Consider the following 26,793-nt stretch of genomic DNA (forward strand, 5'->3'; position numbering starts at 1 on the left):
CCTAATATCCGATTCGGACCGTATCGTATCGAAACGAGAGACAGAGGACAACCATGGCCACGGACGTACCCCCGCGCGCCGGCCCCCGCCAGTGGCTCGGGCTCGGTCTGCTCACCCTTCCGCTGTTCGTGCTGGCCGTGGACGCGAGCATCCTGTTCCTCGCCGGACCGCACATCGGCACCGACCTGGATCCCAGTCCGACCCAGTGGCTGTGGGCCATGGACGTCTACGGCTTCGCCATCGCCGGTCTGCTCGTCACCATGGGCTCGGTCGGCGACCGCATCGGCCGCAGACGGCTGCTGCTCATCGGCTCCGTCGTGTTCGCCGCCGCCTCGGTGGGGGCGGCGCTGGCGGACTCCCCCACGGCGCTCATCGCCGCGCGCGCCGCCCTCGGCGCCGCCGGCGCCACCCTGATGCCGTCCACGCTCGGGCTCATCCGGACGATGTTCCGGGACGGTCGTCAGCGCACGACCGCGGTCGCGGTGTGGATGACGACCTTCTCGGTGGGCGTCGCCCTGGGGCCGCTCGTAGGCGGCGCACTGCTGGAGGCGTTCTGGTGGGGGGCGGTGTTCCTCGTGGCCGTGCCGTTCATGCTCGTCGTGGCCCTGCTCGGGCCGGTGCTGCTGCCCGAGAGCCGGGACCCCTCCGCGGCCCGGACCGACGCGGTGAGCGTGGTGCTGTCCGTCGCGGCGATGCTCGGCGTGGTCTACGGCCTCAAGGAGATGGTCGCCTCCGGCCCCGGAGCGGTGTCCGTCGCCGTGCTCGCCGTCGGTCTCACCCTGGGCGTGGTGTTCGCCCGCAGGCAGAGGACCCTGGCGACACCGCTGGTGGATCCCGTGCTGTTCCGGTCCCGGACCTTTCGCACCGCCCTCGCCCTGCTGGTCGTGGGCGTCTTCACCGTCACCGCGGTGAACTTCCTCGTGCCGCAGTTCCTCCAGTCGGGCGCCGGGCTGCCCCCGCTGCGGGCGGGCCTGCTGACCGTGCCCGTCGCACTGTCCGCGATCGCCGGTTCCCTCGCCGCGCCCGCCCTGGCCGGGCGCTGGGGCCCGTCCCCGGTGGTCATCGGCGGTGCGCTGCTCTCCCTGGCCGGGTACCTGCTCCTGGCACAGGTGGACGCGCAGGGGCCGCTGTGGGTACTGGTGGCGGGCGGGTCCCTGGCCGTGCTCGGGCTGAGCCCGACGACGGTGCTGACCACCGACCTGGTGGTCTCCTCGGCGCCCGAGGAGCGTTCTGGGTCAGCCGCGGCCCTGTCCGAGACCGGCGGCGAACTCGGTGTGGCCCTGGGCATCGCGGCCACGGGCAGCCTGGTCTCCGCCGTCTACCGGCTGCGGGTGGAGGGGCTGCTGCCCGGTGGCCTGCCGACCAACGCCCTCGCAGCGGCCCGGGAGGACATCGGGTCGGCCTTGGAGGCAGCCGCGGGGCTGCCCCCGGCAGTGGCCGGAGAGGTGGTCGCCGCCGCCCGGGAGGCCTTCGGGGACGCCTTCACCACCGTCGGGTACGTGTGCGCCGCCGTCGCCGCGGGGCTGGCCGTGCTCGCCGCCGTCGGCATGCGCCCGCGTCGCGCGGAGGGGTCGGAGCGGGCGGGCGACGCGGACGGAGCGGGCCGGATCGACGGTTCCGGCGGTGCGGACCAGGCGCGGGAGCCGTCTTGACTCCGGTCCACCCCGGACGGCCCTCCGCACGGACCGGCCCGTCCGGTGCGCTGCCACCGCGCCGGGGCCGGTTCCGCGCTACTCGCCCAGGGTGCCGTCGAGGCGCTGGACCACGCAGAACTCGTTGCCCTCGGGGTCGGCCATCACCGCCAGCAGGTGACCGTCCTCCTCGTAAGTGGGGCGCAACACCTCGGCTCCCAGCGCGCGCACCCGCTCGATCTCCGCGGCCACGTCGTGGACGAGCAGGTCCAGGTGCATCCGGTTCTTGCCGGGGCGGGGCTCGGGCACCTTCTGGAGCACCAGGTCGGGCCAGCGCCCGTTCGGGTCCTTGAGGGCGAGGTAGACCGGGTGCTGGCCCTCCTCGCGCTCGAAGCCGAGCGCGGCGCACCAGAAGTCGGCGGCGGCGTGGAGGTCGTTGGTGTCGAGTACGCAGACCAGGCGCACGTGGCGCTCCCCTCGGTTCACCGTGCGGACCGCGGCCGCGGTCCGTACGGCCACCCTACGACGGAGGCCCCGCACGGCGGGAGACCCCGAAAGCGCCGGGGCGGTCAGTCGCCACGACGCCGCGGAGCCCGCCCGCGCGGAAGGTGGTCCTCTCGTCCGTCCGCGCGGCGGGTTCGGCGTCTAGGCTCAGGACGCGGTTCCAGGAATGAGCAGCCCCTCGGCCTCCAGGTCCGCCCACAGGGCCTCGGGGACCGGGGCCGCCAGAAGCCGGGCGTCGTGCGTGATCTCCCCCGCCGAGCGGGCCCCCACCAGGACCCCGGCCACCGCAGGATGGCGCGCGCAGAAGGCCATCGCCGCCTGAGGCAGGCCCACGCCGTGGCGGCGGGCCACCGCGGCGATCCGCAGCGCCCGGTCGCGCAGCGGGCCGGGGGCGGCCGCGTAGTCGTAGGTGGCGTCGGCGGAGGGCTCGTCCACGGCCAGGATCCCGCTGGTCAGCTTCTCGGCCCTGAAGGGCCGAGCTTGCAGCTCTTCCACACACCTGGCAGGTGTGCTTCAGGCCGCGTCGTCGGCAGCGTGACTCACTGCCCAGCCCGCCACACCCCTGGAGGAGATGTTGCGGGCTGCGTTCACATCGGCGTGCTCAGCGAAGCCACACGACGTGCATCGGAAAGTGGCCTGGTTCGGCCGGTTCCTCTTGTCGACGTGGTCACACGCGCTACACCCCTGGGAGGTGTAGGCCGGGTCCACGTACACCACCGGCACCCCGGCCCGTTTCGCCTTGTAGGCGATGTAATCGCCCAGTTGGGCGAAGGACCAGGAGTGCAGTGTGACCCGCTGGGGCTTGCGTAGCCGTGCCCTCTTGCGGATACCGCCCAGGTCTTCCAGGGCGACACCCCGCGAGGTGCGTTGAGCCTCGGTCACGATCTGCTTGGAAATGCGGTGGTTGACGTCCTTGGCATGGCGCGCCTCACGCCCGGACAGTTTGAGCAGGAGACGCTTGGCGGACTTGGTGCCCTTCTTCTGCAACCGCCTGCGCAGGTGCCGGTTGCGGTGGCGGACCTTGTTGATCTGCTTGCCCGAGTAAACGGCCCCGTCGCTGGTGGTGGCAATGTTGGCGATGCCGAGATCAACACCCACAAAACCGTCTGGGGTGTACTCGTCGGCCTCGGGCACCTCACAGGTGGCGTACAGGTACCAGTTGTTGCCGCGCTTGACCAGGTCGGATTCGCCCTTGCGGAACTCGGTGAGCACCTTCGCCTGGTCCGGTGAACACGCGAACGCTATGCCCCTCACCCGGCCGTGCACGGTCCAGATCGACACCGTGCGCGCGTCTATCTGCCAGGACAGGCACCGGTCGTCGAACGGCTGCGCGGCGTCCTTGCGGAACCGAACCGGCGTGTTCTCCACCCGGGTACGCCGCTTCGACCCCTCACAGCCGTGGTTCCCGGCCTTGAGGTTGGCCTTCAGCGTGGCATAGGCCCCCGCGACCTTGCGTGCGCAGTGGATCGCCGGTTGCGCGGACAACCCCATCGCTTTGAGGTCGTCGTAGACCAGCCGCTGCAACGGTGTCTTCGCCTTCACCCCGGACTCGTGCGCACGGCGCGAGGCGCGGTTGGCTGCCTGGTTGCACAACTTCAGCGTCTCCCACAGCGTCGCCTCCTGGGCGGCGTCGGGGAGCAGCTTCACCTGCACAACGATCTTCACACCCACAGGTTACCGTCTTATCCATGTCACCAAGATGGGAACCAGATCCCAATATCAGGCCTGGAAGAAGCGTCGTCTACAACCTTCATGCTCATCTTGTCTTCGTCACCAAGTACCGGCGTGGTGTCCTCACCGACCAGATGCTGACCCACTGCGAACAGGTCATGCGGCAGGTGTGCGAGACCATGGGAGCTGAGTTGCGCGAGTTCAACGGCGAGGATGACCACGTCCACCTGCTCGTGGACTACCCACCCAAACTCCCTGTCTCGACGATGGTCAACCGGCTCAAGGGCACCTCGGCGCACTACCTGCGCAAGCAGTTCCCCGACCACGTGCGACGGTTCCTCTGGGGCAACCACTTCTGGTCGCCGTCCTACTTCGCCGCCTCGTGCGGGGGCGCACCGCTGTCGGTGATCGCGGAGTACATCGACCAGCAAAAACGCCCGGGCTGACCGCCCGGTCGGGTGAGGGAAGCGATTCCTCCCGGCCGTGAACGGCCGGGATTCCTCGCTAGAAGATGTTGAACACCCCGGCCGCGATCACCGACACCCCCGCGCGCAGACAGGCCGGGAGCATCGTGGCCGCCGCGCCCTGGTCCAGCAGCGTGTACCTCCCCGCGAGCAGCACGACGTCCACGTCGGTCTCCACGGCGAAGCGCTCCAGCATGCGCGCCTGGTTCATGCCCGCGCCGATCGCGCCGACCACGCCCTGGTCGCGCAGATCGCGCAGGGCCGGGTAGGCCTCCCCGACCGCCTGATCCCAGTGGTGGTCGGGGTCGTGCAGGAGCACCACGTCCACCCGGTCCAGGCCCAGCCGCTCCAGGCTCCGCTCCAGGGAGCGGCGCACCCCGTCGGCGCTGAAGTCCCACCGCCGCCCGTACGCGGCGGGGACGGCGAATCCCTGGTCGTCCAGCCGCCCAGCGCGGTGCGGGGTCGGCTCCAGCAGGCGGCCGACCTTGGTCGAGACCACGTACTGCTCGCGGGGCAGACCGGCCAGGGCGCGGCCCAGGCGGCGCTCGGCCAGGCCCAGGCCGTAGTGGGGGGCGGTGTCGAAGTAGCGCACGCCCGCCTCCCACGCCGCCAGGACCGTCGCGGCCGCGGCCTCCTCGTCCACCTCCTGGTAGCCGCCGTTGCCGAGCGGGGCGGTGCCCAGCCCGAGGGGGCTGAGCGTCACCGACGACCTGCCCAACCGGACCCGCGTGACGGGGCTGTGTTCCATGCCGTGGTTCTCCCTCTGCGCTGGTGGACGGCGCCGACCGGGTCTCCGGCCCCGCGGGGGACCGCTCCGGACGGCGCCCGCCGGGCGCGGGTCCAGTGCCCGCGCCCCTGACTACCACTTCCGCGGCCTCGGTCGGTACCCCGGTTCCGCCCTCGATTTTTTGTAACGATAGGTCCATAAAGTGGTACCGTCTGGAACATGGGCAGACCACGCCAGTTCGACGAGGAGCACGTGATCCGGGCCGCCTACGAGGCGTTCCGGGCCAAGGGCTTCGACGGGACCTCCACAGCCGACCTGTGCCAGGCGACCGGGCTGACCCGCAGCAGCCTCTACAACACCTTCCACTCCAAGGAACACCTGTTCCGCCGGGCGCTCTCCCACTACGTCACCACCATGACCGCGCGCCAGGGAACCGTGCTGGACTCCACGGAGGGCAGCGGGCTGGACCGGATCGGGTCGCTGCTCGCCGTGATCGTGGCCGACGAGACCGCCAACCGGGAGAGCGGCCGCGGAGCAGGCTGCTTCACCGTCAACACCATCACCACGATCGCCTCGCGCAACCCGGGAATCGCCCAGGTGGTGGAGGCCGACCTGCACAAACGCCTGTCCTCACTGCGCCTGACCGTCATGGACGGCCAGCTCGACGGCTCGATCGCCGCCGACCGCGACCCCGGTGACCTGGCCTGGTACGTGGTCTCGCTCATCTCCGGGATGAGGGTCGCGGCCCAGTCGGGCGCCGGACGCACGGTGCTGGAAGGCGTCGCCTCGACCGGGATCGAGGCGCTCCGCCCCTGACCCGCGCTCCCCAGCGCCCTCCCCGACCCGCCCCCGGGCCCGCCCGCTCCCCGGTCCGCTCCGACCCCCGACCTGTCCGCCCCCGCACTCCCCCGAGCCCCGACTCAGCCCGACCGCCCCGACCACCCCGGAACCGCGTGCCCGCGCGGGCCCTCCACTCCCGCAGCGGCACTGCCGTGTGCCCGTCGGGCGTCTCCCCGCGCGCCCCAGTTTTGGTCTGATCGATTCAAAACCTGGAAGGAAACCCCCATGCCCAAGTCCGTCCACCTCATGGCGCTCGGCATCTTCGCCATGGTCACCAGCGAACTGCTCGTCGGCGGACTCATGCCGCAGATGTCCGAGGATCTTGGGGCCACCATCCCGCAGATCGGATACCTCATTACCGCGTTCGCGCTGGCGATGGCGCTCGGCGGCCCGCTGGCGACCCTGTCGGTGCTCCGGTTGCGCACGAACCACGCGCTGATGGTGCTGTTCGCCGTCTTCTTCGTCGGCAACGCGCTGGCCGCCCTCTCCACCTCCTACTGGCCCATGCTCGCGGCCCGCGTGGTCACCGGCGCGGCCTCCGGCGCGTTCTTCGGAGTCGCCCTGTCGGCGGTCGCCCAGGTCACCGCGCCGCACCTGCGCGGGCGCGCCACCGGCGTGGCCCTCCAGGGCCTCATGGTGGGCACCCTGCTCGGCCTGCCGCTGTCCACGCTCGTCGGCGGCCAGTTCGGCTGGCGCGCCGCCTTCGCCGCCGTCGGGGTGCTGACCGTGGTCGTGGCCGTGGCCACCATGCTCGCCCTGCCGCGCTTGGAGAGGCCCGAGGAGGCCGGGGCCCTGCGCTCCGAGCTGGAGGTGTTCCGCCGCCCGCGCCTGTGGACGGTCATGGCCACCTCCACGCTCGTCATCGGCGCCACCTTCGCGGCGTTCTCCTACTTCACGCCGATCCTCACCGAGGTCACCGGCTTCTCCCGCGACATCGTGCCGCTGCTGCTCCTGGGCTACGGCGGGGCGACGGTCGTCGGCAACATCGTGGTCGGCCGTCTGGCCATGTCCCACACCGTGACCGTCATCGTGACCGGCCTGGCGCTCAACACGGTCTTCCTGGGCGTCTTCGCCCTCTTCGCCGAACTGCCGGTCCCCGCCCTGCTGGCGATGGCGGGCATCGGCCTGGTGGGCATCACGCTGAACCCCGCGATGATCACCCGCGTCCAGCGCGCCGGGAACCCGCGTGCCCTGGTCAACACCGTGCACTCCTCGTTCATCACCATGGGCGTGGTCGTCGGCTCCTGGTTCGGCGGCATGGGCATCGACGCCTTCGGGCTGCGCGCCCCGCTGTGGGTCGGCGTCGGCCTGGCCCTGCTCGCGCTGCTGGCCATGGTGCCCGCGGCCCTGACCGCGCGCAGGGTGGGCCACGAGGCCACCGACCTGTACGTCCCGCCCGCACCGAGTCCGGCGAAGGGGGACCGTGCCGTCCACCCCACGGACGCCTGACTCCCTCCGACGGCCCCGACCTGCGCGGACCCCGCCCGCTCCCCGGTGATTGCCCCCGCCGAGGAGCGGGCAGGGGATCCGGACATCCGCCACCACGTGGAGGTCGAGATGCACTACGACGAGTTCCTGAACGAGGTCCGCGAGCTGGGCGAGTACGCCGACCGCGACGAGGCCGAACAGGTCAGCCGCGCGGTACTGGGCGTGCTGGCGCCCCGGCTCCAGGCGAACGGCGCGGAACACCTGGTCGCGCAGCTGCCCGACGAACTGGGCGAGGCGATCCAGCAGGGCGAATTGCTGGAGGCGGAGTCCTTCGGTGTGGAGGAGTTCCTCACCCGGGTGGGCGCCGCCACCGGGGCCCGGCCCCGGACCGCCGAGTGGGACGCCAGCGCCGTGCTCACCACCGTCTCCCGCCGGGTCACCGGGGGCCAGCTCAACCACATCCTCAGCCAGCTCCCCTCCGGCTACGCCGCGCTGTTCGGCAAACCGGAGCTGAGCGGCTGAACCCGCCCCGGGCCCTCCGGGTGTGCCCGACGGGGCCCGGGCCCTCCTGGTGGTCAACCCTCCGGGCGGCCGGGCGGCGCCGTCCCCAGCAGGCCAGGACGCCCCCATCGGGAAGTCGGGAAAGCACACACCCCCTCCTTCATGCCTTGACGGTTATATAACCACTTGGACATACTCAACACATGCCCGATCTGTTCGCCGTCCTGGCCGAGCCCAGCAGGCGCCGCATCCTGGACGCGCTGCGCCGCAGCGAGGGCCTGCTCGTCAAGGACCTGGTCGCCGGGCTGGACATGAGCCAGCCCAACGTCTCCAAGCACCTGCGCGTGCTGCGCACCGCCGGACTGGTCTCCGAGACCGCCGAGCGGCAGGGGCGGCGCTACCGCCTGCGCGCCGAGGCGCTGCGCGACCTGGACGACTGGCTGCGCCCCTACCGGGCGTTCTGGACGGAGCGGCTGGACGAACTGGGCGAGTACCTGGACTCCACGCACCCACAGGAGGGGCAGCAGCCATGAGCACCGAGGTCAGCGTCGACGCGAGCACGCCCGGCGCACCCGTACTGCACTTCACCCGCCGCTACCCGCACCCGCTGTCGGCGGTCTGGGCCGCGCTGACCACCGACGAGGCGCTCAGCCGGTGGTTCCCCTGCCGGGTGGCGATCGACGCGCGCGAGGGCGGCGCGCTCACGCTCACCTTCCCCGGCGAGGAACCGCGGACCGCGCCGATCACCGCGTTCGCGCCGCCGCACGTCCTGGCCTTCCACTGGGACGGCGAGGACCTGCGCTGGACCCTGGAGGAGGACGGCGACGGGTGCGTGCTGCGCCTGTCCAACACCGTCGCCGACCCGGTCTGGACGGCCAACACCGCGGCCGGGTGGGACGTGTGCCTGCGCGCTCTCGCCGCCGTGCTGGACGGGCGCACGGAGCGGACGCAGGCCGGTCCCGACGAGGCGCTCATCGCGCACTACCGCGAGGCCCTGGCCACCGACTGAGGCACCGGGACCCCTCGCCTCGCACGGGCAACGTTTCCGGTCAGCGCACCGGGGAGCGGGACCTCAGGACGAACGCGTGAGGAGGAGGGGTCGTGGGCTGGCCGCGAGGATCCGCGAGCTGACGCTGCCCAGGACGAGCTTGGGAATCCCCACCCGGGCGCGGCTGGCGAGCACCGCCAGGGCGCCGGGGCGGCGGTGGAGCAGCCCGGTGATGTCGCCTGCGGGGTCGGCGCCGGTCAGCACGGTCGTCCGGACCGCCAGGCCGTCCGCCTCCAGCCTCCGCGCGGCCCCCGACAGCCGCGCCCCGGCCACGGCCGCCCCGCCGGGCGAGGCCACGTGCACCAGCTCCACCTCCAGCCCGAGCTGGCGGGCCCACCCCCGCCCCAGGGCGAGGGTGGCGGCGTCGCGGGAGCCGCCGTCCAGGCACACGAGGGCGCGGTCACCGGCCCCGCCTCCCTCGTCCCGCAGGTACCCGGGACCTATCATGAGCACCGGGGCGGCGGCCTGGCGCAGTACGTGTTCGGTGACGCTGCCCGCCACCAGGCGTGAGAACCGGTCCCGGTTGTGGGTGGCCATGCACACGACCGTTCCGGGCTGCTCGGCGACCGCGTCGACGATCACGTCCCCCGGCCAGCCGGAGCCGACCATGGAGACCTCGACGCGGTCGTAGTCCAGGCCCGCGGCGACCGCGTCGACGTCCTCGGCCCACGTGCCGTTCACGCGGTCGTGCACGGTCAGCAGTTCCAGGGGGACCCTCAGGACGCGGGCGGCGCGCAGCGCGGGGCCGAGGGCGGCGGCCGCACCGGCGGTGCCGTCCAGGGGCACCAGGAACCGGGTGATGGCGCGGGTGGGGGCCCGTGCGGCGCCGTCTTCACCACCGGCGGCCATCGGCACTCCCCCCTCCACCGCGTCCCAGAGCCGACGACGGGGGGAACCATGGCAGTGCACCTGCCCGCCGACGGGTGGATCCTGGCGGCCGGACTCCTGCTGGTGGCGGCGATCCTGGCGTCGGGCTTCGCCAACCGCATCCGGCTGCCCGGTCTGCTGCTCTTCCTGGCGCTGGGCATGCTCATCGCCGACGACGGACTCGGGCTGATCCGGCTGGACGACCCCGAGATCGCCCAGATCGGCGGAGCCGTCGGACTGATCCTCATCCTCTTCGAGGGCGGCCTGACGACCAAGCCCGGGGACCTGCGGCGCGCCGCCGCTCCCGGGTCCGTGCTGGCCACCGTGGCCGTGGCGGGCACGGCGCTGATCCTGGCGGCGGGCACGTACCTGCTGTTGGACGTGCGCCCCCTGACCGCCCTGCTCATCGGCGCGGTCGTGGCCTCCACCGACGCCGCGGCGGTGTTCGCCATGCTACGGAGGGCCCCGCTGCCCCGCAAGGTCGCCTCCCTGCTGGAGGTGGAGTCCGGCGCCAACGACCCGATCGCCATCCTGCTCACCATCGGCCTCATCGCCACCTGGCAGGACACACCGTCACCGGCCGAGTGGGCGCTGTTCGCCCTCATGCAGCTGGTCGGGGGCCTGGTCGTGGGCGCCGTGGCGGGGCTGGCCGGAAGCTGGCTGCTGACCCGCGTCAACCTGGGCCCGGCTGGGGTCTATCCGGTGCTGGCGCTGGGCGTGGCCGGGGTCTCCTACGGCGTCGCGGCGCTGGCGGGCGCCTCGGGCTTCCTCGCGGTCTACGTCACCGGGCTGGTCGTGGGCGCCCGCGCGCCCCTGCACCGGCGGGGCATCCGGACCTTCCACGAGGGGCTGTCCAACACCGCCGAGGTGGGGCTGTTCCTGCTGCTGGGCATGCTGGTCTTCCCCTCCGACCTGCCGGGGGTGGCGCTCCCGGGGCTGGCCGTCAGCGCCGTCCTGGTCCTGGTGGCGCGTCCGGTGACGGTGGCGCTGTGCCTGGTGTGGTTCGACTACACGTGGCGGGAGATCGTCTTCGTCAGCTGGGTCGGGCTGCGCGGGGCCGTGCCGATCGTGCTGGCCACGTTCCCCTTCGTGGCCGGGTACCCGGACGGCGCCCTGATCTTCAACGTCGTCTTCTTCGTCGTGCTGGTCTCCGCGGCGGTGCAGGGCACCAGCATCCGCGCCGCCGCGGGCCTGCTGGGGCTGACCCGGGGCGGCCACTCGCTCGACCCCGTGGCGGCGGACATCCCGATCAGCGACCTGGGCACCGAGCTGATCGAGGTGCGCGCGGCGCCGGGGCTCTACATCGTGGGCAGGCGGCTCGGGGAGCTGGACCCGCCGCACGGCCTGGTCACCACGATCGTGCGGGGCAAGCGGGTGCTGGTGCCCTCGGCGCACACCCGGATCCGTGAGAACGACCTGCTCATCGTGGCCATGCCGCGCCGCCCCGACGCCCAGAGGCTGGTCACCGCCTGGGCCAAGGGCGAGGACGCGGCTGGGTCCTGACGCCGGGCCGGAGCCGCGACCCGGCTCCCTCACCCGGGCGCCTGTCCGGTGGAGGCGCGGATGACCAGGTGCGAGGGGAGCATGACCCGCCGGTCGGGCGTCGTGCGGGCGGTGGAGCGCGACCGGTTCTCCAGCAGCAGTTCCACGGCCGAGCGGCCCGCCTTGTCCTGGGGCCCGGCCAGGGTGGTGAGCGAGGGCACGCAGAAGTCGGCCCCGAAGATGTCGTCGTAGCCCACCACGCTGATCCGCTCCGGCACGCCCACGCCCCGCTCGGCCAGGCGGCGCAGGACCCCGATCGCCAGCAGGTCGTTGTGCGCCACCACGGCCGTGGCCCCGGTGACCAGGACGGCGTCGGCCGCGGCGCCGCCGCCGACCAGGCGGGGCGGGAAGGGGCCCAGGCGCACGGCGCGGATCCCGTGCCGCTCGGCGCCCTCGCACAGCGCCTCCCAGCGTTCCCCCGCCAGCCAGGACTGGTGCGGGCCCGACAGGTAGACCAGCGACCGGTGGCCCAGCGAGGCCAGGTGCTCCACGATCTGGCGGCTGCCGACCCGGGTGTCGACCACGGCGCTGGGCAGGCCGAGCACCTCGCGGTTGACCAGGGCCAGGTTGTGCTCCTCGGCCAGCTCCAGGATGCTCTCGTCGGACATGCGGCTGGCGGCGAGGATGAACCCGTCCACCGAGCGCGCCAGGTGCTCGATCTTGGTGCGCTCGTTGTCGGCGGACTCCTCGGTGTCGCTGAGGATGAAGGTGATCCCGGCCGCGGAGGCGCGGCGCTCGGCGCCCCGGATGGTGCCGAAGAAGTGGGGGTTGGTGATGTCGGGCACCAGCATCGCCACGGTCGCGGTCCGCCCGGACTGGAGCGCGGTCGCCAGGGGGCTGGGGCGGTAGCCGAGGCGTTCGGCGACCCGCAGGACGTGCTCGCGCGTGGCGGTGTTGACGCGGCGCGGGTTGCGCAGGGCCCGCGAGACGGTGGAGGCGGCCACACCCGCCTCCCGGGCCACGTCGTAGATGGTGGTGCGCTTCGGTGAGCTCATGGGAGTCTTCTACGCGTTTTGACAACTTTTGGCAATCGCTTGCCATTGTTCGGACGCGAAACCTAGGGTTCACACCACACCGAGGAACGTGACTCCCGTCATGCTTCCTGACCTGCGCCGACAGCGTCCGACCGTTGAGTGGAACCGATGGCAGACAGACCCCCCGCCCCCGAAGACCGACCTCCCCGTCCCTCCCGCCCCGCGCCGGTGCGGTGGCTGGAGACCGCCGAACTGGTCACCGGCGTCGCGCTCCTCGCGATGATCCTCGTCCTCATGCTCCTCCAGGCCACCCAGCGCCACCTGCCCGTGGACGGCTGGGTCTGGACCGGGGAACTGGCCCGCCTCGGGCTGGTATGGCTCGCGTTCTCCCTGGTCAGCTACCTGACGGGCCGCGACGAGCACATCACCCTCAAGATCGTGGACTTCGTGCTCGACGGCCGCGCCCTGCGCGCGGTGTGGATCCTGGCCAACCTCGTGGTCGCCGCGGTGGGCGTGATGTGCGTCCTGGAAGCCGTCGAACTCGTCTTCGGCGGCTCCCCCCAGCAGACCCCGGCCCTGCGCGTCCCCGTCTCCTGGACCTACGTGATCCCCCTCGTCGGCCTGGCGCTCATGTCGCTGCGGGCCCTGGCCAACGCCCTCCTGGTCGCCGAACCACCGCAGCGCGAGGGCCGCGCCGCCGACTCCGGGGAGGAGGTGCGATGAGCGCGTTGCTGGTCGTCCTCGGCATCCTCGTCCTGCTGGTCCTGCGGGTGCCCATCGCCTTCGCGATCCTGGGACCGTGCCTGACCTACATGGTGGTCGGCGGACAGTCCACCGGGCTGAGCCTGCGCACGGCGGCCCAGGAGGTCAACAGCTTCCCGCTCCTGGCCGTCCCGCTGTTCATCCTGCTCGGGGTGATCGCCAACCACACCGGGATCGCCGACCGGCTCTTCGGCTTCGCCCGGGTGCTGTTCGGCCGGGTGCGCGGCAGCCTCGGCTACGTCAACATCGGCGTGAGCGTGGGCTTCTCCTGGATCAGCGGGTCGGCCCTGGCCGACGTCGCGGGCATGGGCAAGATGCTGGTCCCGGCGATGAACAAGGCGGGCTACCCCCGGCGCTTCACCCTGGGGCTGACCGCGTCCACCAGCCTGATCAGCCCCGTCATGCCGCCCAGCATCCCGGCGATCGTGTACGCCTCCGTGGCCGCCGTCTCCACGGCCGGGCTGTTCGCCGCCGCGGTGGTGCCCGCGTTCCTCATGGCGGGCGGGCTGACCCTGGCCGTGTTCCTGTGGGCGCGGGGCAAACCCGAACTCGCGGGACAGCGCGCGCAGAAGGGCGAGGTGCGCACCGCGACCGTGCGGGCCCTGGGCCCGCTGGGCACCCCCGTGCTGCTGCTCGGTGGCATCCTCAGCGGCCTGTTCACCCCCACCGAGGCAGCGGCGGTCGGCGTCGCCTACGTCCTGGTCCTGGGCCTGTGCTACCGCACCCTGAGCCCGCGCGCGCTGTGGCGCATCGGCGTGGAGACCGCCACCACGGCCGCCTCCATCGCCATCATCCTGGCCGCCTCCGGGCTGCTGGGCTGGGTGCTCGCCCGCGAGCAGGTGCCCCAGCAGGTGGCCTCCCTGCTGCTGGGCCTCACCGACAGCCCGACCGTCCTGCTCCTGCTGGTGGCCCTGATCCTGCTCCTGGTCGGGACGGTGCTCGAACCCGTCGCCGCGCTGGTCATCACGGTCCCGGTCCTGCTTCCCGTCGTCGTCCAGGTGGGGGTCGACCCCATCCACTTCGGCGTGATCACCATCGTCAGCCTCATGGTCGGCCTGCTCACTCCCCCGATCGGCGGCGTGCTGTTCGTCCTGGGCTCGGCCACCCGCACCCCCATGCACGAGGTGTTCCGCGGCACCGCGCCCTTCCTGCTGCCGCTGGTGGCGGTCCTGCTGCTGCTGACCCTGGCCCCCGACCTGGTCCTGTTCCTGCCCGGACTCCTGGACCTGTGACACCCCGCCGTACCCGCGACACCCGCCCGCGCCCGACCACCCCGGACATCCCGGGTACCCCTGACACCCCACTCCCGAGGAGGGAACCCCATGCGCACCATCACCCGCTGGACCGCGCTGCTCCCCGCGGCGGCGCTCGCCCTGACCGCCTGCGGCACCGGCGGATCCGACGACGACGCGACCACCCTGACCTTCGCCAACAGCTACCCCGAGGACCACCCGCACACCCGCTGCGGCATCGACCTGGTCGCCGAGCGCGTGAACGGCGCGGACGCCGGGTTCACGGTCGAGACCTTCCCCAACAGCCAGCTGGGCAACAACACCGAGACCTTCGCCTCGGTGATGTCCGGCGACATCGACATGGACGTGCAGGGCTCCGCGGCGCTGGGCTCGGCCTACGAGCCGATCGGCGTCCTGGACGCCGCCTACGCCTTCCGCGACGCCGACCACCTGTTCTCCTACTTCGACTCCGAGGGCTCCCAGGAGCTCAGGGACGGCTTCGCGGAGGCGACCGGGGCCCGGATCCTGGACGTGTGGTACTTCGGCGACCGCCACTTCACCGCCAACCAGCCCATCCGACGGCCCGAGGACCTGGAGGGCCTGCGGATGCGCTTCCCGGACTCGCCCATCTACCTGGCCAACGCCGAGGCGCTGGGCGCCGAGCCGACCACCGTGGCCTTCGAGGAGGTCTACCTCGCCCTCCAGCAGGGCACCGCCGACGGCCAGGAGAACCCGATCCCGACCATCCAGGGCGACAACTTCGTCGAGGTCCAGTCCCACGTCAGCCTCACCGGCCACCAGGTCGGCTCGCAGATGATCGTGGTCTCGGGGCAGACCTGGGACGCGCTCACCGAGGAGCAGCGACAGGTGCTCCAGGAGGCCGTCAGCGAGGTCCGTGCGGAGAACCGGGCCTGCATCGAGGAGGCCGAGGAGCAGATCCTGGAGGAGTGGAGGTCCGAGGGCGCCATCGAGATCGTCGACGACGTGGACGTGGAGGCCTTCCGTGCCCGGGTCCAGGACCACTTCGCGCAGAACCTGGACGGGGAGCAGCTCGCGCTCTACGAGTCCTTCCAGGAGACCGAGTAGGCACGGGAAACGAGGAAGAGGAGGGGGAGCACGACCATGCGGCGCTCCATAGCCACCGTGTCACTGAGCGGCACCCTGGAGGAGAAGCTCGAAGCCGCGGCCCGGGCCGGGTTCGACGGTGTGGAGATCTTCGAAAGCGATCTGGTGGGGTCGGCGCTGCCGCCCCGCGAGGTCCGGGCCCTGGCCGACTCGCTGTCCCTGGCCATCGACCTCTACCAGCCCTTCCGCGACTTCGAGGGGGTGGGCGAGGCCCAGCTGGAGCGCAACCTCAGGCGCGCCGAGGCCAAGTTCGCCCTCATGGTGGAGCTGGGCGTGGACGTGCTCCTGGTGTGCTCCAGCGTCGCGCCCGCCGCGACCGGGGACGACGCGCGCTCGGCCGCGCAGCTGCACCGCCTGGCCGAGGCGGCGGCACCCTTCGGGGTGCGCATCGCCTACGAGGCCCTGGCGTGGGGGCGCTGGGTGAACGACTACCGGCACGCCTGGCGGCTGGTCCGGCTGGCCGACCACCCCGGGCTCGGGGTGTGCCTGGACAGCTTCCACATCCTGTCGCGGGGGCACGACCCCTCGGGCATCCGCGAGATCCCGGGCGAGAGGATCTTCTTCCTCCAGCTCGCGGACGCGCCGCTGATGCCGATGGACGTGCTGCACTGGAGCCGCCACCACCGGTGCTTCCCCGGCCAGGGCGCCTTCGACCTGACGGAGTTCACCGGGCACGTGCTCGCGGCGGGCTACACCGGGCCGCTGTCGCTGGAGGTGTTCAACGACGTGTTCCGGGCCTCGGACCCACGGCGCACGGCCGCAGACGCGCTGCGGTCGCTGGCGCTGCTGGAGGACGAGGTCGGTCGACGGGTCCCGGGACCGGCCCCGAACGCCGGGAACGGCGCGGTCGCCGTTCCGGAAAGCGGAAACGGCGGCCCGGCCCCGACCCGGGAGGACAGCACCGGTTCAGGTGCTTCCCCGGCCCGGGGAAGCGACGCGGGCACGGTCCCGGGACCGGCCCGGGAGGACGGCGCGGCCGTGGAACTGGTGCGCCTGCCCTCCCCCGCGCGGACCCGGGGCTACGCCTTCGTGGAGGTCGCGGCGCCCGAGCACGCGGCCCGGCGGGCGCGCGACGCCCTGCGGGGCCTGGGCTTCGCACACACCCGCGACCACCGCTCCAAGCCGGTGCAGCTGTGGGAGAACGGGCGGGCGCGCGTCCTGCTCAACGCCACCGACCCCCAGCTCGGGCACACCTGGAGCGACGACGCCGCGGTGACGGCCCTGGGCGTCGACGTGGCCGACGCCGACGGCGCGATGCGGCGGGCCGAGCGGCTGCTGGCCCCGCCGCTGCCACGGCGACGCGACCCGGCCGAGTCGGTCCTGCGCGCGGTGGCCGCGCCCGACGGGACCTCGGTCTTCTTCTGTCCGAGCGAGCCCGCGGACGGGGAGGACTGGCTGGCCGACTTCTCCGTTCCGGTGCGCGAGCCGGACGGGTCCGGTGGGGTCGCCCTGACCGGCATCGACCACGTGGGGCTGTTCCAGCACCTGGACCACTTCGACGAGGCCTCGCTGTTCTACCGCTCCGTGCTGGGCCTGGACCCCGACGACGGCACCGAGCTGGCCGCCCCGGACGGCCTGGTGCGCAGCCGCGCGCTGAGCCGGGGCGGGGCGGCGCCGCGCATCGCCCTGAACGCCCCGCTGCTGGGGCGGGGGCCCGACGACGCGCGGGGAGGGCCCCAGCACGTCGCCTTCGGGTGCGAGGACGTGTTCGCGGTCGCGCGGGCGATGCGGCGGGGCGGCGCCGAGCCGCTGCGCATCCCCGACAACTACTACGCGGACCTGGCCTGCCGCACGGACCTGGAGCCGGTGGCCCTCGAACTCATGCGCGAGTTCGGCGTCCTGTACGACCGGTCGGAGGAGGGCGAGTTCTGGCACTTCTACACGCCGATGCTGGACGGGCGGCTCTTCCTGGAGGTGGTGCAGCGCGGGGGCGGGTACCGCGGCTACGGCGCCGCCAACAGCTCCCTGCGCATGGCGGCGCAGCGCGCGGAGGCCCAGCGCACGGAGACACCGCGCACGGCTGACCGGCGGGCGGCTAACCGGCGGGCGGGGGCGGACCGATGAGCGCGGCGACGACCGAGCCGGTACGGGCGCGCGCCCGTTCCTCCCTGGTGGGGCTGATCGGCACGGGCGTGGGCCCCTCCCTGACCCCGCCCATGCACGAGCGCGAGGCCGCCGAACTGGGGCACCGCATGATCTACCGGACCGTGGACCTGGCGGAGCTGGGGCTGGCCCCGGAGTCGGTCGGCGGTCTGGTGGCCTCCGCCCGCCACCTGGGCTTCAACGGCCTCAACATCACCCACCCGTGCAAGCAGCTGGTGCTGCCCGCGCTGGACGGCCTCACCCCCGAGGCGGCCACCCTGGGCGCGGTGAACACGGTGGTGTTCCGGTCCGGCTCCGCCGTGGGGCACAACACCGACTGGTCGGCGTTCGCGCGCTGCCTGGAGCGCGGGCTGCCCGGCGCTCCCCTGGACCGCGTCGTGGTGCTGGGCGCGGGCGGGGCGGGCGCGGCCGTGGTCTACGCCCTGCTCGCCGCGGGCGCGCGGGAGGTGGCCGTGGTCGACACGCGGGTGGACCGCGCCCGCGACCTGGCCGCGCGGATGGGCGGGCACTTCCCCGGGGCGCGCTGCCTGGCGGACGGGACCGACCGGATCGGCCCGCTCCTGGCGGCGGCGGACGGCATGGTCAACGCGACGCCGACGGGCATGGCGCACCACCCGGGCACCCCGGTCCCGGCCGGTCTGCTGCGCCCGTCGATGTGGGTGGCCGACATCGTCTACCGGCCGCTGCGCACCGAACTCCTGCGTCAGGCCGCGGAGAGGGGGTGCCCGACCCTGGCGGGCGGGGAGATGGCGGTGTTCCAGGCCAGCGAGGCCTTCGGGCTGTTCACGGGCCTGGAGGCGGACGCCGGGCGCATGCTCGCGCACTTCCACACCCTGCTCGCGGAACCCTGAACGGGGTGGACGACACCCCTCCGGTCCGGGCGGCGCGACCGGTGCCGTGGAGCCCAGGCCGGAGGGTGGCGCTGACCCTCAGGAGACGAAGAGCGCCGCGGCGTCCACGGCGGTCTGCGCCACCCCGTAGGCCAGGGCGGCGAGCACGAGCACCCACAGCAGGATCGCGGTGACGGTGGAGGCGTTGGTGGTCCGGTTGCCTGACATGTGTGGCCTTTCCTCGGTTCCTCGGTGACCGGTGGGGATCGTGTGTGCGGCCCGGGGGCGGGGCCAGTCGCGGTCCCGCCCCCGGGTCCGGACTCAGCCGCGCCCGGCGACGCGTTCCCGGTCGCGCTGGTGGACCCGCTCGGGCAGGGGCCGGACCAGCATGTTCGCGAGGAAGCCCACGGCCATGACGCCGACCATGACGTAGAGGGAGAGCCCGTAGAGCTCCGCCCCGTCGCGTCCTGCGGACAGCTGGGCGTCGGCGATGACGTTGACGATCATCGGCCCGGCGACCCCGGCCAGCGACCAGGCGGTGAGGATCCTGCCGTGGATGGCGCCCACGTTGAAGGTGCCGAACAGGTCCTTCAGGTAGGCGGGCACCGTGGAGAAGCCGCCGCCGTAGAAGGACAGGATGACGCCGGTCAGCGCCACGAACAGCACGATCGAACTGGTTCCCGCGACGGCGATCAGCAGGTAGAGGAGCCCGCCCAGGCCGAGGTAGCCGATGTAGACGCGCTTGCGGCCGATCACGTCGGAGGCCGAGGACCACACGAGCCGTCCGAGCATGTTGCACAGGGAGAGAAAGCCGACGTAGCCCGCCGCCTCGGCCGGGCCGACCCCGGTGAAGAACTCCTGCACCATGGGCGAGGCCTGTTCCAGGATCCCGATCCCCGCGGTGACGTTGCAGAAGAGCACGGTCCACAGGAGCCAGAACTGCGGAGTGCGCACGGCGGTCTCCACCGACACCCCCTCCAGGGCCGGGGACCTGCTCGCGGAGGCCTCCTTCGGCTCCTCCGCCGGAGCGCCCGCGGGCCGCCAGCCCGGCGGGGGGACGCGCACGGTGAAGGCGCCCAGCATCATGACCACGAAGTAGATGGCGCCCAGGGTGAGGAACGCGGGGGCGATGGCGTCGGCGGGGGTGTCGGCGTAGCGGCTGAGGAGTTCGGAGGACAGCGGCGAGGCGATGAGCGCGCCGCCGCCGAAGCCCATGATCGCGATGCCCGTGGCCAGGCCGGGCCGGTCGGGGAACCACTTGATGAGGGTGGAGACCGGAGAGATGTAGCCGATGCCCAGGCCGAGCCCGCCGAGGAAGCCGTAGCCGAGGTAGACCAGCCAGAGCTGGCCGGTCGCCACGCCGAGCGCGCCGATCACGAAACCGCCCGACCAGCACAGGCCGGAGACGAACATCGCCTTGCGGGGACCGTTGCGCTCCACCCACTTGCCGCCGAACGCGGCCGACAGGCCGAGCATGACGATGGCGATGCTGAAGATGATCCCGATCGCGGTCAGCGAGGTGTCGAACCGCTCGACCAGCGGGTTGCGGAAGACGCTGAACGCGTACACCTGGCCGATGGACAGGTGTACCGCCAGGGCCGCGGGCGGGATGAGCCACCGGCTGTAGCCGGGTGGCGCGATGCTCCTCTCGTAGTCGAGGAACGAGGTCAGGGGACTGGTGCGCGTCATGGATCCCGCTTCGTGTTCTGCCTGTCGCGGTGGGGGCGTGGACGCCGGGGCCGCTCCTGCCGGTCCGGGATCCTCCCGGGGTTGCCGGGAACCGGGCTGGGCGGGGCGTTTCACCCTGTCGAGAGCAGCCTCCTCACGGAGAGTGACCGTGCGAATGTCGAACGTCTGTGCCGGAAGCGAACTTATGTGATGAATGCGTCGTGATCAAGCCCTCAGCGGACACGAACCGGTCAAACACCCCATTTCTCTCGACGCCCCCGCGCCACCGGGACCACGGCGACGGCCGCGGCGGAGAAGACCGCGCTCACCGCGAAGACGAAGGGCAGGCCCACGAGGATGATCACCGCCGCCATGAGCACCGGGGTCAGCGTCGTGCTGACCGCCTGGAGCCAGTTCTGCGCGGCCAGGGCCCGCCCCGCCCAGGAGGCCCCCGCCGTCTCGGCGACGGCGGTGAAGGTCAGTCCGTTGTGCCACATCGTCAGGACCAGGCAGGCCAGGAGCAGCGGCACGGCCGTCCACGCCCAGATCCCCGGCAGCACCGCGAGCAGCACCAGGCAGACCCCCGAGACCACCGCCAGCCACCGCACCGGGCGCATCCGGTCCCCGGTCCGGTCGGACCAGACCCCCAGCAGCAGGCGCCCGGCCGCACCGGGAACCTGCGCCACCGCGACGACCGCGCCCGCGGCGGGCGGGCTCCACCCCTGTTCCTGCACCAGGTAGATGACGGCGTAGGTCACCAGCGCGATCTGCGGGACGCCGAGCAGCATGCTCACCCCGTGCACCCGCCAGATGTGCCCGTGCCGGTAGGGCGACCCCGTCGCGGCGCGCGCAGTGTGGTCCGCGGCGTGCGCGGTGTCGTCAGCGGTGTCGGCGTGCGCGGCGGCGTCCGCGCTCGTGGTGTCCCCGGCCGCCTCCGGTGCCGGGGGCCGCCCGGGAGCGGAGGCGGGCATCGCCAGCACGAACGGGACCGCGAGGAGCGCGAGCACCGCCGGGAGCGTCATCGCGCCGACGAACCCCCAGGCACCGGCCGCCCAGGGCAGCACCAGGGCGGAGACACCCACGCCGAGGGGCAGCGCCGACTGGCGGATGCCCATGGCCAGGCCGCGTTCGCCCTCGGAGAACCAGGACAGCACCAGCCGCCCGCTCGCCGCGTTGACCGGGCCGCCGACCGCGCCCACCAGTAGCAGGACCGCGACGGCTCCCCGCAGCCCCGAGACCGCCCAGAGCAGGCCGAGCGCGCACGCCGTGAGCAGCAGGCTCAGCGCCATCGTCGGCCGCTCCCCGAACCGGTCGATCACCAGGCCCCACACCAGGAGCGTGAGCAGCAGGCCGAGCGAGGGCAGTCCGGCCAGCATCCCGGCCTGCGCCGTGGTGACGCCGAAGGCGTCCCTCAGCTGCGGCAGCACGATGGGCACGCCGAACATCGCCGACACACTGGCCACCTGCGCCACCATGCTGACCGAGAGGACGACCCAGCGGTTCCGTACGAGCACCCCGGAAGCCTAGTGGGCCGCCCGGAAACGTTGCGGGTGTGATGGGAGAGGCTCAACCCTCGATGATCTTGTACTTATAGCGAGGCTCGACGGTCCAAACTCGCTACAAGTACAAGAAGCGTCACGGCGGAGGGGGCGGGCCGCCGGGGCCGCTGCTACCCGGCCGCGTCCTCCCGGTCCCCCTCGCGGAGCCAGGGTCCCCGCGCCCCCTCCCAGGCCCGCGCGGCCTCCTCCGGCGGCCCCTCGGCCGCGATCCGCCCGTCCGCGAGCACGAGGCAGTGGTCGGCGTCGAACGCCTCGTCGGGGGCGTGGGTGGCGTGCACGACGGTGACCCCGTCGGCGCGGGCCCGCTCCAGGACGCGGCGCACGTACTCGCGCGCACGGTGGTCCAGCCCGGCCGAGGGCTCGTCGAGCAGGAGCAGGTCCGCCTCCTGCGCCAGGCCCTGGGCGATGAGCACCCGCTGGCGCTGACCTCCCGAGAGCTCCCCCAGGCGGCGTTCGGCCAGGTCCGCGACGTCCAGGCGTTCGAGGCACTCGCCGACCACGGCGCGGTCGCGCCGGGTCAGCGGCCGCCAGAACCCCCGGTGCGCCCACCGGCCCATCGAGACGGCCTCGCGCACCGTGACGGGCAGGGCGTCGGGGACCGCGCTGCGCTGGACCACGAAGGCGGGGCGGGTCGGACGCGAGGCCCGGAGCCCGCCCCGGCGGACCGCGACCGTACCCGCCAGAAGGCCGAGCAGCGTGGACTTGCCCGACCCGTTGGGCCCCACCAGCGCCGTGACCGCGCCCTGCGGGACGGCCGCGTCGATTCCCCGCAGGACGTCCCCGCGCCCGTACCCCGCGTACACGCCGTCCAGTTCCAGCCGGTTCATCCTGTTCCTCACGCTCACCCCGATGTGCAAATGATAATGGTTATCGTTATACAGTGTCCCACTATGGAAGCTCTGTTCGACCCGTTCGGGGTCGTGTTCGTGCAGCGTGCGCTGTGGGGAGGGATCCTGGTCTCCCTCATCTGCGCCGTCGCCGGGACCTGGGTGGTGTTGCGCGGCATGGCCTTCCTCGGCGACGCGATGTCGCACGGGATGCTGCCCGGGGTGGCACTGGCCTCCCTGCTGGGCCAGAACCTCATGCTGGGGGCGGCCCTGGCCGCCGGGGCGATGGCCGCGGGCGTCACCGCGCTGGGCCGCTCCTCCCGGCTGTCCCAGGACACGAGCATCGGACTGCTCTTCGTCGGGATGCTCTCGCTCGGCGTGATCCTGGTCTCGCACTCGTCCTCCTTCGCGGTCGACCTCACGGGCTTCCTGTTCGGGGACGTCCTGGCGGTGCGCGAACAGGACCTGGTCCACCTGGGGCTGGCGCTGGCCGCGGCGCTGGTCGTCGCGGTCGCGGGGCACCGGGCCTTCCTCGCCCTGGCCTTCGACCCGCGTAAGGCCGCCACCCTGGGGCTGGCGCCCCGGGTCGCCCACGGCGTCCTGCTCGGCCTGGTCACCCTGGCCGTGGTCGCCTCGTTCCACGTGGTCGGCACGCTGCTGGTGTTCGGCCTGCTCATCGCGCCCCCGGCCGCGGCGGCCCTGTGGGCGCGCAGCGTTCCCGCGATCATGCTCGGCGCGGCCGTGCTCGGCAGCGCCGCGACCTTCCTCGGCCTGCTCGCCTCCTGGCACTGGGAGACGGCGGCCGGGGCCACGATCGCCGCCACGGCCACCGCGTTCTTCTTCGTCTCGGCGCTCGCGGCGGCCGTGCGCTCCCGCGGGCGCGGCTCCCCCGACCCGACCTCCGACCCGCCCCCCGACACCACCCCCGACCACCCCGTACAGATGGAGAGGCCGATGACACATGAGGCGTGAACACCGCACCGGCGCGCTGGGCGCGGCCGGACTGTCCGCTCTGGTCCTGCTGACCGGCTGCGGCGCCGCGCAGGACACCGCGGAGCGACAGCCCGAGGAGGAGGTCCCGCACGGCTACGTCGAGGGCGCCGAGGAGACCGCCGAGCCCCAGTCCCGCCTCGTGGTCGCCGACCCCGCCAGCGGAGACGTCCGGGTGCTCGACCTGATCACCGAGGAGACGACGGAACTCGGCCCCGTGGAGGGCCTCGACGGCATCGCCGGGGACGGCCGCTTCGCCTACCTCCACTCATCCGACCACCGGATGACCACCGTCGTGGACAGCGGGTCGTGGACCGTCGACCACGGAGACCACAAGCACTACTACCGGACCGGCGTCGGGCTCGCGGGCACGGTGGAGGGCCTCTCCGCGGGCCGGGTGGCCTCCGACACCGCCCTGACCGCCCTCACCGCACCGGACGGCGCCGCCGTGCTCGACCGTGCCGCGCTGGAGGAGGGGTCGGTCGAGGAGGCCGCGGCCGTTCCCGACGGCGCCGCGGTGGTCCTGCCCTTCGCCGAACACCTCCTGGTCGCCGGGGGCGGTTCCGAAGGCGCGGTCGAGGTGCACGACCGGGAGGGATCCCCCGTCGCGACGCTCGACGCGACCTGCGTCGATCCCCTCGGCCAGGCCGTCACCCGGCGCGGAGCGGTCATCGGCTGCGCCGAGGGCGTCCTGCACGTCACCGAGGAGGACGGGGAGTTCTCCGGCGACATGGTCGCCTATCCCGAGGGTTCCGGGGAGCGGGTCGAGGAGTTCGGGCACCGCCCCGGTTCGGCGACCCTGGCCTCGGTCTCGACCGGCGGCGACCTGTGGGTCCTGGAACTGGCCGAGCCCGGGTGGACCCCGCTGGAGCTGGAGGGCGCCGTGACCGCGACGGCCGTCGGCGCGGGCGCCCCCGTCCTGGCCCTGACCGGGGACGGGACCCTGCACTCCCTGGACCCGGCCTCGGGCGAGGAACTCGCCTCCGCCGACCTGCTCGACGGCACGGACACCGCCCACGCCCCGGTCATCCGGGCGGACACCAGCCGCGCCTACGTCAACGACACCGGACGCGGTGTGGTGCACGAGATCGACTACAACGACGACCTGCGCGTGGCGCGGACCCTCGACCCGGGAATCGCGCCGCACCTCATGGTCGAGACGGGATGGTGACCGCCGTGACGACGCCGAAGGCGCTCCTGCGAGCCGCGACCGCGTCCGCCCTGGCCGGGGCCGCCCTCCTCGGCACGGCCTCCTGCTCCCCGTCGGAGGACGGGGACGAGGGGATCGTGGTGACCACCAACATCCTGGGCGACCTCACGCGGGAGATCGTGGGCGAGGAGGCCGAGGTCACCGTCCTGATGAAGCCCAACGCCGACCCGCACTCCTTCGGCATCTCCGCGAGGGAGGCCGCACTCGTGGAGAACGCGGCGCTCGTGGTCTACAACGGGCTCGGGCTGGAGGAGGGCGTGCTGCGCAACGTCGCCGCCGCCGAGGAGGCCGGGATACCCGCCCTGGAGGTCGGCGCCCAGGTCGACCCCCTGGCCTTCTCTCCCGGCGGGGACGCCGCCTCGGGCAACGAGGACGAGGGCGAGCCCGACCCCCACTTCTGGACCGATCCGCGCAGGGCCGTCCAAGCGGTCGACCTCATCGCGGAGCACGTGGTCACCGAGGTGGACGGCGTGGACGCCGAGGCCGTGCGCGCCAACGCCGAGGCCTACACCGGACAGCTGGAGGAGCTGGACGCGTGGATGGCCGAGGAGTTCGCCGCGATCCCGGAGGAGAAGCGCAACCTGGTGACCAACCACCACGTCTTCGGCTACCTCGCCGAACGCTACGGGTTCGGGGTCGTGGGCGCCGTGATCCCCAGCGGCACCACCCTGGCCTCGCCCAGCAGCTCCGACCTCAAGTCCCTGGCCGACGCCGTGCGCGAGGCGGGCGTCGACGCGGTCTTCGCCGACTCCTCCCAGCCCGACCGCCTGGCCACGGCCATGGCGGAGGAGGCGGGCGTGCGCATCGAGGTCGTCCCCCTGTTCTCCGAGTCGCTGAGCGAGGAGGGCGGGGGCGCGGCCACCTACCTGGAGATGATGCGCTCCAACACCGAGGCCATCGCCACCGGACTGCGTGGCGACTGACCGGGCCCCAGGCCCGGCACGACCGCGGCGGCCCCTCCCCCCGCCCGCAGCGGACCCTTCCACCCCGAAAGAGAGAAACGTGAACACCCCGACGAACAACGCGACGACGCGGTTCCCGGCGCGGGCGGCGCTGCCCGTGCTGCTGTCCGCAGGACTGCTGCTGACCGCCTGCGGCACCGGCGAGGAGGCCGGTCAGGAGCAGGGCGGCGAGGAGCGGGCCGCCGCGGAGGCCGTGGTGGAGAACCCGGTCGTCACCACCTACGACGGCGGCCTGTACGTCCTGGACGGCCAGAGCCTGGAGGTCGTCCAGGACATCGCTCTGGAGGGGTTCAACCGGATCAACCCGGCGGGCGACGACCGGCACCTGCTGGTCTCCACCTCGGAGGGCTTCCAGGTCCTGGACGCGGCCGGCGCGGAGCTGACCGACACCCTCTTCCCCGCCGACACCCCGGGCCACGTCGTCCGGCACGCGGGCAGGACCGTGCTGTTCGCCGACGGCAGCGGCGAGATCACCGCCTTCGACACCGACGCGCTCGGCGACGGCCTGCCCGAGACCGACGTGCGCAGCGCCGAGGAGGCCCACCACGGCGTGGCCGTGGAGCTGGCCGACGGCGAGATGCTGCTGACCCTGGGTGACGAGGAGGAGCGCGTCGGCGCCGTCGTCCTGGACGCCGCGGGAGAGGAGGTCGCCCGCAGCGAGGAGTGCCCGGGCGTCCACGGCGAGACCACGGCCGAGGGCGAAGCGGTCGTCATCGGCTGCGAGGACGGCGTCCTGGTCTACCAGGGGGGCGAGTTCACCAAGGTGGACAGCCCCGACGACTACGGGCGCATCGGCAACCAGGCCGGGAGCGAGGAGTCGCCGATCGTGCTGGGCGACTACAAGACCGACCCCGACGCCGAGCTGGAGCGCCCCGAGCGGGTCGCCCTGGTCGACACCGCCGCGGGCGACCTGACCCTGGTCGACCTGCCCGCCAGCTACACCTTCCGTTCCCTGGGCCGCGGCCCCGACGGCGAGGCCCTGGTCCTGGGCACCGACGGCAGCCTGCACGTGATCGACCCCGAGGCGGGCGAGGTCGTGGACAGCATCGAGGTCATGGACGAGTGGCAGGAGCCGCTGGAGTGGCAGCAGCCCCGCCCTGCGCTGTTCGTGCGCGGCGCCACCGCCTACGTGAGCGACCCCGCCACGAAGCAGGTCCACGCACTGGACCTGGAGTCGGGTGAGGTCACCGCGTCGGTGACCCTGGACGCCGAGCCCAACGAGCTCAGCGGCGTCGTCTCCTAGGCGACCCTCCCCGCCGGGGCGGGCGTCCCTGCGCCGGACCGCGCCCTCCGGCGGAACGCGCTCCCGGCCGGACCGCGCCCACCAG

27 protein-coding genes are annotated in these 26,793 nt (G+C 73.0%); 17 read left to right on the forward strand and 10 right to left on the reverse strand.

The features are described from left to right. Positions 1-53 precede the first annotated feature (53 nt). Positions 54-1,652 carry an MFS transporter gene (locus tag ACSIH6_RS29980; RefSeq protein WP_435111689.1) on the forward strand — a complete coding sequence of 533 codons (1,599 nt, stop codon included), beginning with the start codon at positions 54-56 and terminating at the stop codon, positions 1,650-1,652. A 78-nt stretch (positions 1,653-1,730) separates the two neighbouring features. Here ACSIH6_RS29980 and ACSIH6_RS29985 read toward each other — a convergent pair whose 3' ends face one another. From ACSIH6_RS29985 to ACSIH6_RS29995, 3 genes are all read right to left on the reverse strand, one after another. Continuing rightward, positions 1,731-2,096, reverse strand: coding sequence for a VOC family protein (locus tag ACSIH6_RS29985; protein ID WP_435111715.1), 366 nt, complete (start codon positions 2,094-2,096; stop codon positions 1,731-1,733). 186 nt (positions 2,097-2,282) lie between these two features. Continuing rightward, positions 2,283-2,630, reverse strand: coding sequence for an aldo/keto reductase (locus ACSIH6_RS29990; protein ID WP_435111690.1), 348 nt, complete (start codon positions 2,628-2,630; stop codon positions 2,283-2,285). Between the two features lie 18 nt (positions 2,631-2,648). Continuing rightward, complete coding sequence (locus tag ACSIH6_RS29995) at positions 2,649-3,800, reverse strand: RNA-guided endonuclease InsQ/TnpB family protein (protein ID WP_435111691.1); 1,152 nt, start codon at positions 3,798-3,800, stop codon at positions 2,649-2,651. Between the two features lie 23 nt (positions 3,801-3,823). Between ACSIH6_RS29995 and tnpA the strand changes: the two genes are divergently transcribed. Further along, positions 3,824-4,252 carry an IS200/IS605 family transposase gene (gene tnpA / locus ACSIH6_RS30000; protein ID WP_435111692.1) on the forward strand — a complete coding sequence of 143 codons (429 nt, stop codon included), beginning with the start codon at positions 3,824-3,826 and terminating at the stop codon, positions 4,250-4,252. A 58-nt stretch (positions 4,253-4,310) separates the two neighbouring features. Here the strand turns inward: tnpA and ACSIH6_RS30005 are convergent, their stop codons facing one another. Beyond that, on the reverse strand, positions 4,311-5,018 hold the full coding sequence (locus ACSIH6_RS30005; protein ID WP_435111693.1) for an aldo/keto reductase: 708 nt from the start codon (positions 5,016-5,018) through the stop codon (positions 4,311-4,313). 198 nt (positions 5,019-5,216) lie between these two features. Between ACSIH6_RS30005 and ACSIH6_RS30010 the strand changes: the two genes are divergently transcribed. From ACSIH6_RS30010 to ACSIH6_RS30030, 5 genes are all read left to right on the forward strand, one after another. Next, positions 5,217-5,813 carry a TetR/AcrR family transcriptional regulator gene (locus ACSIH6_RS30010; protein WP_435111694.1) on the forward strand — a complete coding sequence of 199 codons (597 nt, stop codon included), beginning with the start codon at positions 5,217-5,219 and terminating at the stop codon, positions 5,811-5,813. 249 nt (positions 5,814-6,062) lie between these two features. Beyond that, positions 6,063-7,286: an MFS transporter gene (locus ACSIH6_RS30015; protein WP_435111695.1), complete on the forward strand. Its 1,224-nt coding sequence runs from the start codon at positions 6,063-6,065 to the stop codon at positions 7,284-7,286. A gap of 108 nt (positions 7,287-7,394) precedes the next feature. Beyond that, positions 7,395-7,787 (forward strand): DUF2267 domain-containing protein, encoded by a 393-nt coding sequence (locus tag ACSIH6_RS30020; RefSeq protein WP_150254920.1) that lies wholly within the window; start codon positions 7,395-7,397, stop codon positions 7,785-7,787. Between the two features lie 182 nt (positions 7,788-7,969). Continuing rightward, a complete protein-coding gene (locus ACSIH6_RS30025) occupies positions 7,970-8,299 on the forward strand; it encodes an ArsR/SmtB family transcription factor (RefSeq protein ID WP_435111696.1) in 330 nt (109 codons plus the stop codon). Further along, a complete protein-coding gene (locus ACSIH6_RS30030) occupies positions 8,296-8,775 on the forward strand; it encodes an SRPBCC family protein (RefSeq protein WP_435111697.1) in 480 nt (159 codons plus the stop codon). Before ACSIH6_RS30025 ends, ACSIH6_RS30030 begins: the two co-directional genes overlap by 4 nt. 63 nt (positions 8,776-8,838) lie before the next feature. On the opposite strand, the gene ACSIH6_RS30035 is transcribed toward ACSIH6_RS30030, so the two are convergent. Then, positions 8,839-9,663 carry a universal stress protein gene (locus ACSIH6_RS30035; protein WP_435111698.1) on the reverse strand — a complete coding sequence of 275 codons (825 nt, stop codon included), beginning with the start codon at positions 9,661-9,663 and terminating at the stop codon, positions 8,839-8,841. Positions 9,664-9,711: 48 nt separating this feature from the next. Here ACSIH6_RS30035 and ACSIH6_RS30040 point away from each other — a divergent pair, with 48 nt between their 5' ends. Further along, on the forward strand, positions 9,712-11,184 hold the full coding sequence (locus tag ACSIH6_RS30040) for a potassium/proton antiporter (protein ID WP_435111699.1): 1,473 nt from the start codon (positions 9,712-9,714) through the stop codon (positions 11,182-11,184). Positions 11,185-11,213: 29 nt separating this feature from the next. Here the strand turns inward: ACSIH6_RS30040 and ACSIH6_RS30045 are convergent, their stop codons facing one another. Then, a complete protein-coding gene (locus tag ACSIH6_RS30045) occupies positions 11,214-12,218 on the reverse strand; it encodes a LacI family DNA-binding transcriptional regulator (RefSeq protein WP_435111700.1) in 1,005 nt (334 codons plus the stop codon). Between the two features lie 147 nt (positions 12,219-12,365). On the opposite strand from ACSIH6_RS30045, the gene ACSIH6_RS30050 reads away from it, so the two are divergent. The 5 genes from ACSIH6_RS30050 to ACSIH6_RS30070 all read left to right on the forward strand — a co-directional run bounded on the left by ACSIH6_RS30050 (position 12,366) and on the right by ACSIH6_RS30070 (position 18,270). Further along, complete coding sequence (locus ACSIH6_RS30050; protein ID WP_435111701.1) at positions 12,366-12,920, forward strand: TRAP transporter small permease; 555 nt, start codon at positions 12,366-12,368, stop codon at positions 12,918-12,920. Continuing rightward, complete coding sequence (locus ACSIH6_RS30055) at positions 12,917-14,191, forward strand: TRAP transporter large permease (RefSeq protein ID WP_435111702.1); 1,275 nt, start codon at positions 12,917-12,919, stop codon at positions 14,189-14,191. Before ACSIH6_RS30050 ends, ACSIH6_RS30055 begins: the two co-directional genes overlap by 4 nt. A gap of 90 nt (positions 14,192-14,281) precedes the next feature. Continuing rightward, the gene (locus ACSIH6_RS30060; protein WP_435111703.1) at positions 14,282-15,277 is read left to right on the forward strand and encodes a DctP family TRAP transporter solute-binding subunit; all 996 of its coding nucleotides are present in this window, start codon (positions 14,282-14,284) and stop codon (positions 15,275-15,277) included. Positions 15,278-15,313: 36 nt separating this feature from the next. Beyond that, positions 15,314-17,380, forward strand: coding sequence for a sugar phosphate isomerase/epimerase and 4-hydroxyphenylpyruvate domain-containing protein (locus ACSIH6_RS30065; RefSeq protein WP_435111704.1), 2,067 nt, complete (start codon positions 15,314-15,316; stop codon positions 17,378-17,380). After that, on the forward strand, positions 17,377-18,270 hold the full coding sequence (locus tag ACSIH6_RS30070; protein ID WP_435111705.1) for a shikimate dehydrogenase: 894 nt from the start codon (positions 17,377-17,379) through the stop codon (positions 18,268-18,270). The genes ACSIH6_RS30065 and ACSIH6_RS30070 overlap by 4 nt, the downstream gene beginning before the upstream one ends. Positions 18,271-18,348: 78 nt before the next feature. On the opposite strand, the gene ACSIH6_RS30075 is transcribed toward ACSIH6_RS30070, so the two are convergent. The 4 genes from ACSIH6_RS30075 to aztA form a co-directional block, all read right to left on the reverse strand. Beyond that, a complete protein-coding gene (locus tag ACSIH6_RS30075; RefSeq protein ID WP_435111706.1) occupies positions 18,349-18,477 on the reverse strand; it encodes an MFS transporter small subunit in 129 nt (42 codons plus the stop codon). Positions 18,478-18,570: 93 nt separating this feature from the next. Further along, positions 18,571-19,938 (reverse strand): L-lactate MFS transporter, encoded by a 1,368-nt coding sequence (locus ACSIH6_RS30080; protein ID WP_435111707.1) that lies wholly within the window; start codon positions 19,936-19,938, stop codon positions 18,571-18,573. Between the two features lie 230 nt (positions 19,939-20,168). Next, positions 20,169-21,431 (reverse strand): MFS transporter, encoded by a 1,263-nt coding sequence (locus ACSIH6_RS30085; RefSeq protein WP_435111708.1) that lies wholly within the window; start codon positions 21,429-21,431, stop codon positions 20,169-20,171. Positions 21,432-21,586: 155 nt separating this feature from the next. Next, the gene (gene aztA / locus ACSIH6_RS30090; RefSeq protein WP_435111709.1) at positions 21,587-22,303 is read right to left on the reverse strand and encodes a zinc ABC transporter ATP-binding protein AztA; all 717 of its coding nucleotides are present in this window, start codon (positions 22,301-22,303) and stop codon (positions 21,587-21,589) included. A gap of 63 nt (positions 22,304-22,366) precedes the next feature. Between aztA and aztB the strand changes: the two genes are divergently transcribed. From aztB to aztD, 4 genes are all read left to right on the forward strand, one after another. Further along, positions 22,367-23,275: a zinc ABC transporter permease AztB gene (gene aztB, locus ACSIH6_RS30095; RefSeq protein WP_435111710.1), complete on the forward strand. Its 909-nt coding sequence runs from the start codon at positions 22,367-22,369 to the stop codon at positions 23,273-23,275. Further along, positions 23,265-24,464 (forward strand): ABC transporter, encoded by a 1,200-nt coding sequence (locus ACSIH6_RS30100; protein WP_435111711.1) that lies wholly within the window; start codon positions 23,265-23,267, stop codon positions 24,462-24,464. The genes aztB and ACSIH6_RS30100 overlap by 11 nt, the downstream gene beginning before the upstream one ends. Then, on the forward strand, positions 24,458-25,426 hold the full coding sequence (gene aztC, locus ACSIH6_RS30105) for a zinc ABC transporter substrate-binding protein AztC (RefSeq protein WP_435111712.1): 969 nt from the start codon (positions 24,458-24,460) through the stop codon (positions 25,424-25,426). Before ACSIH6_RS30100 ends, aztC begins: the two co-directional genes overlap by 7 nt. A gap of 79 nt (positions 25,427-25,505) precedes the next feature. Continuing rightward, positions 25,506-26,708 (forward strand): zinc metallochaperone AztD, encoded by a 1,203-nt coding sequence (aztD, locus tag ACSIH6_RS30110; protein WP_435111713.1) that lies wholly within the window; start codon positions 25,506-25,508, stop codon positions 26,706-26,708. The last annotated feature ends 85 nt before the right edge of the window (positions 26,709-26,793 follow it).

Origin of the sequence: Nocardiopsis synnemataformans (assembly GCF_965343085.1) — a bacterium.
GTDB classification, from domain to species: domain Bacteria; phylum Actinomycetota; class Actinomycetes; order Streptosporangiales; family Streptosporangiaceae; genus Nocardiopsis; species Nocardiopsis alborubida.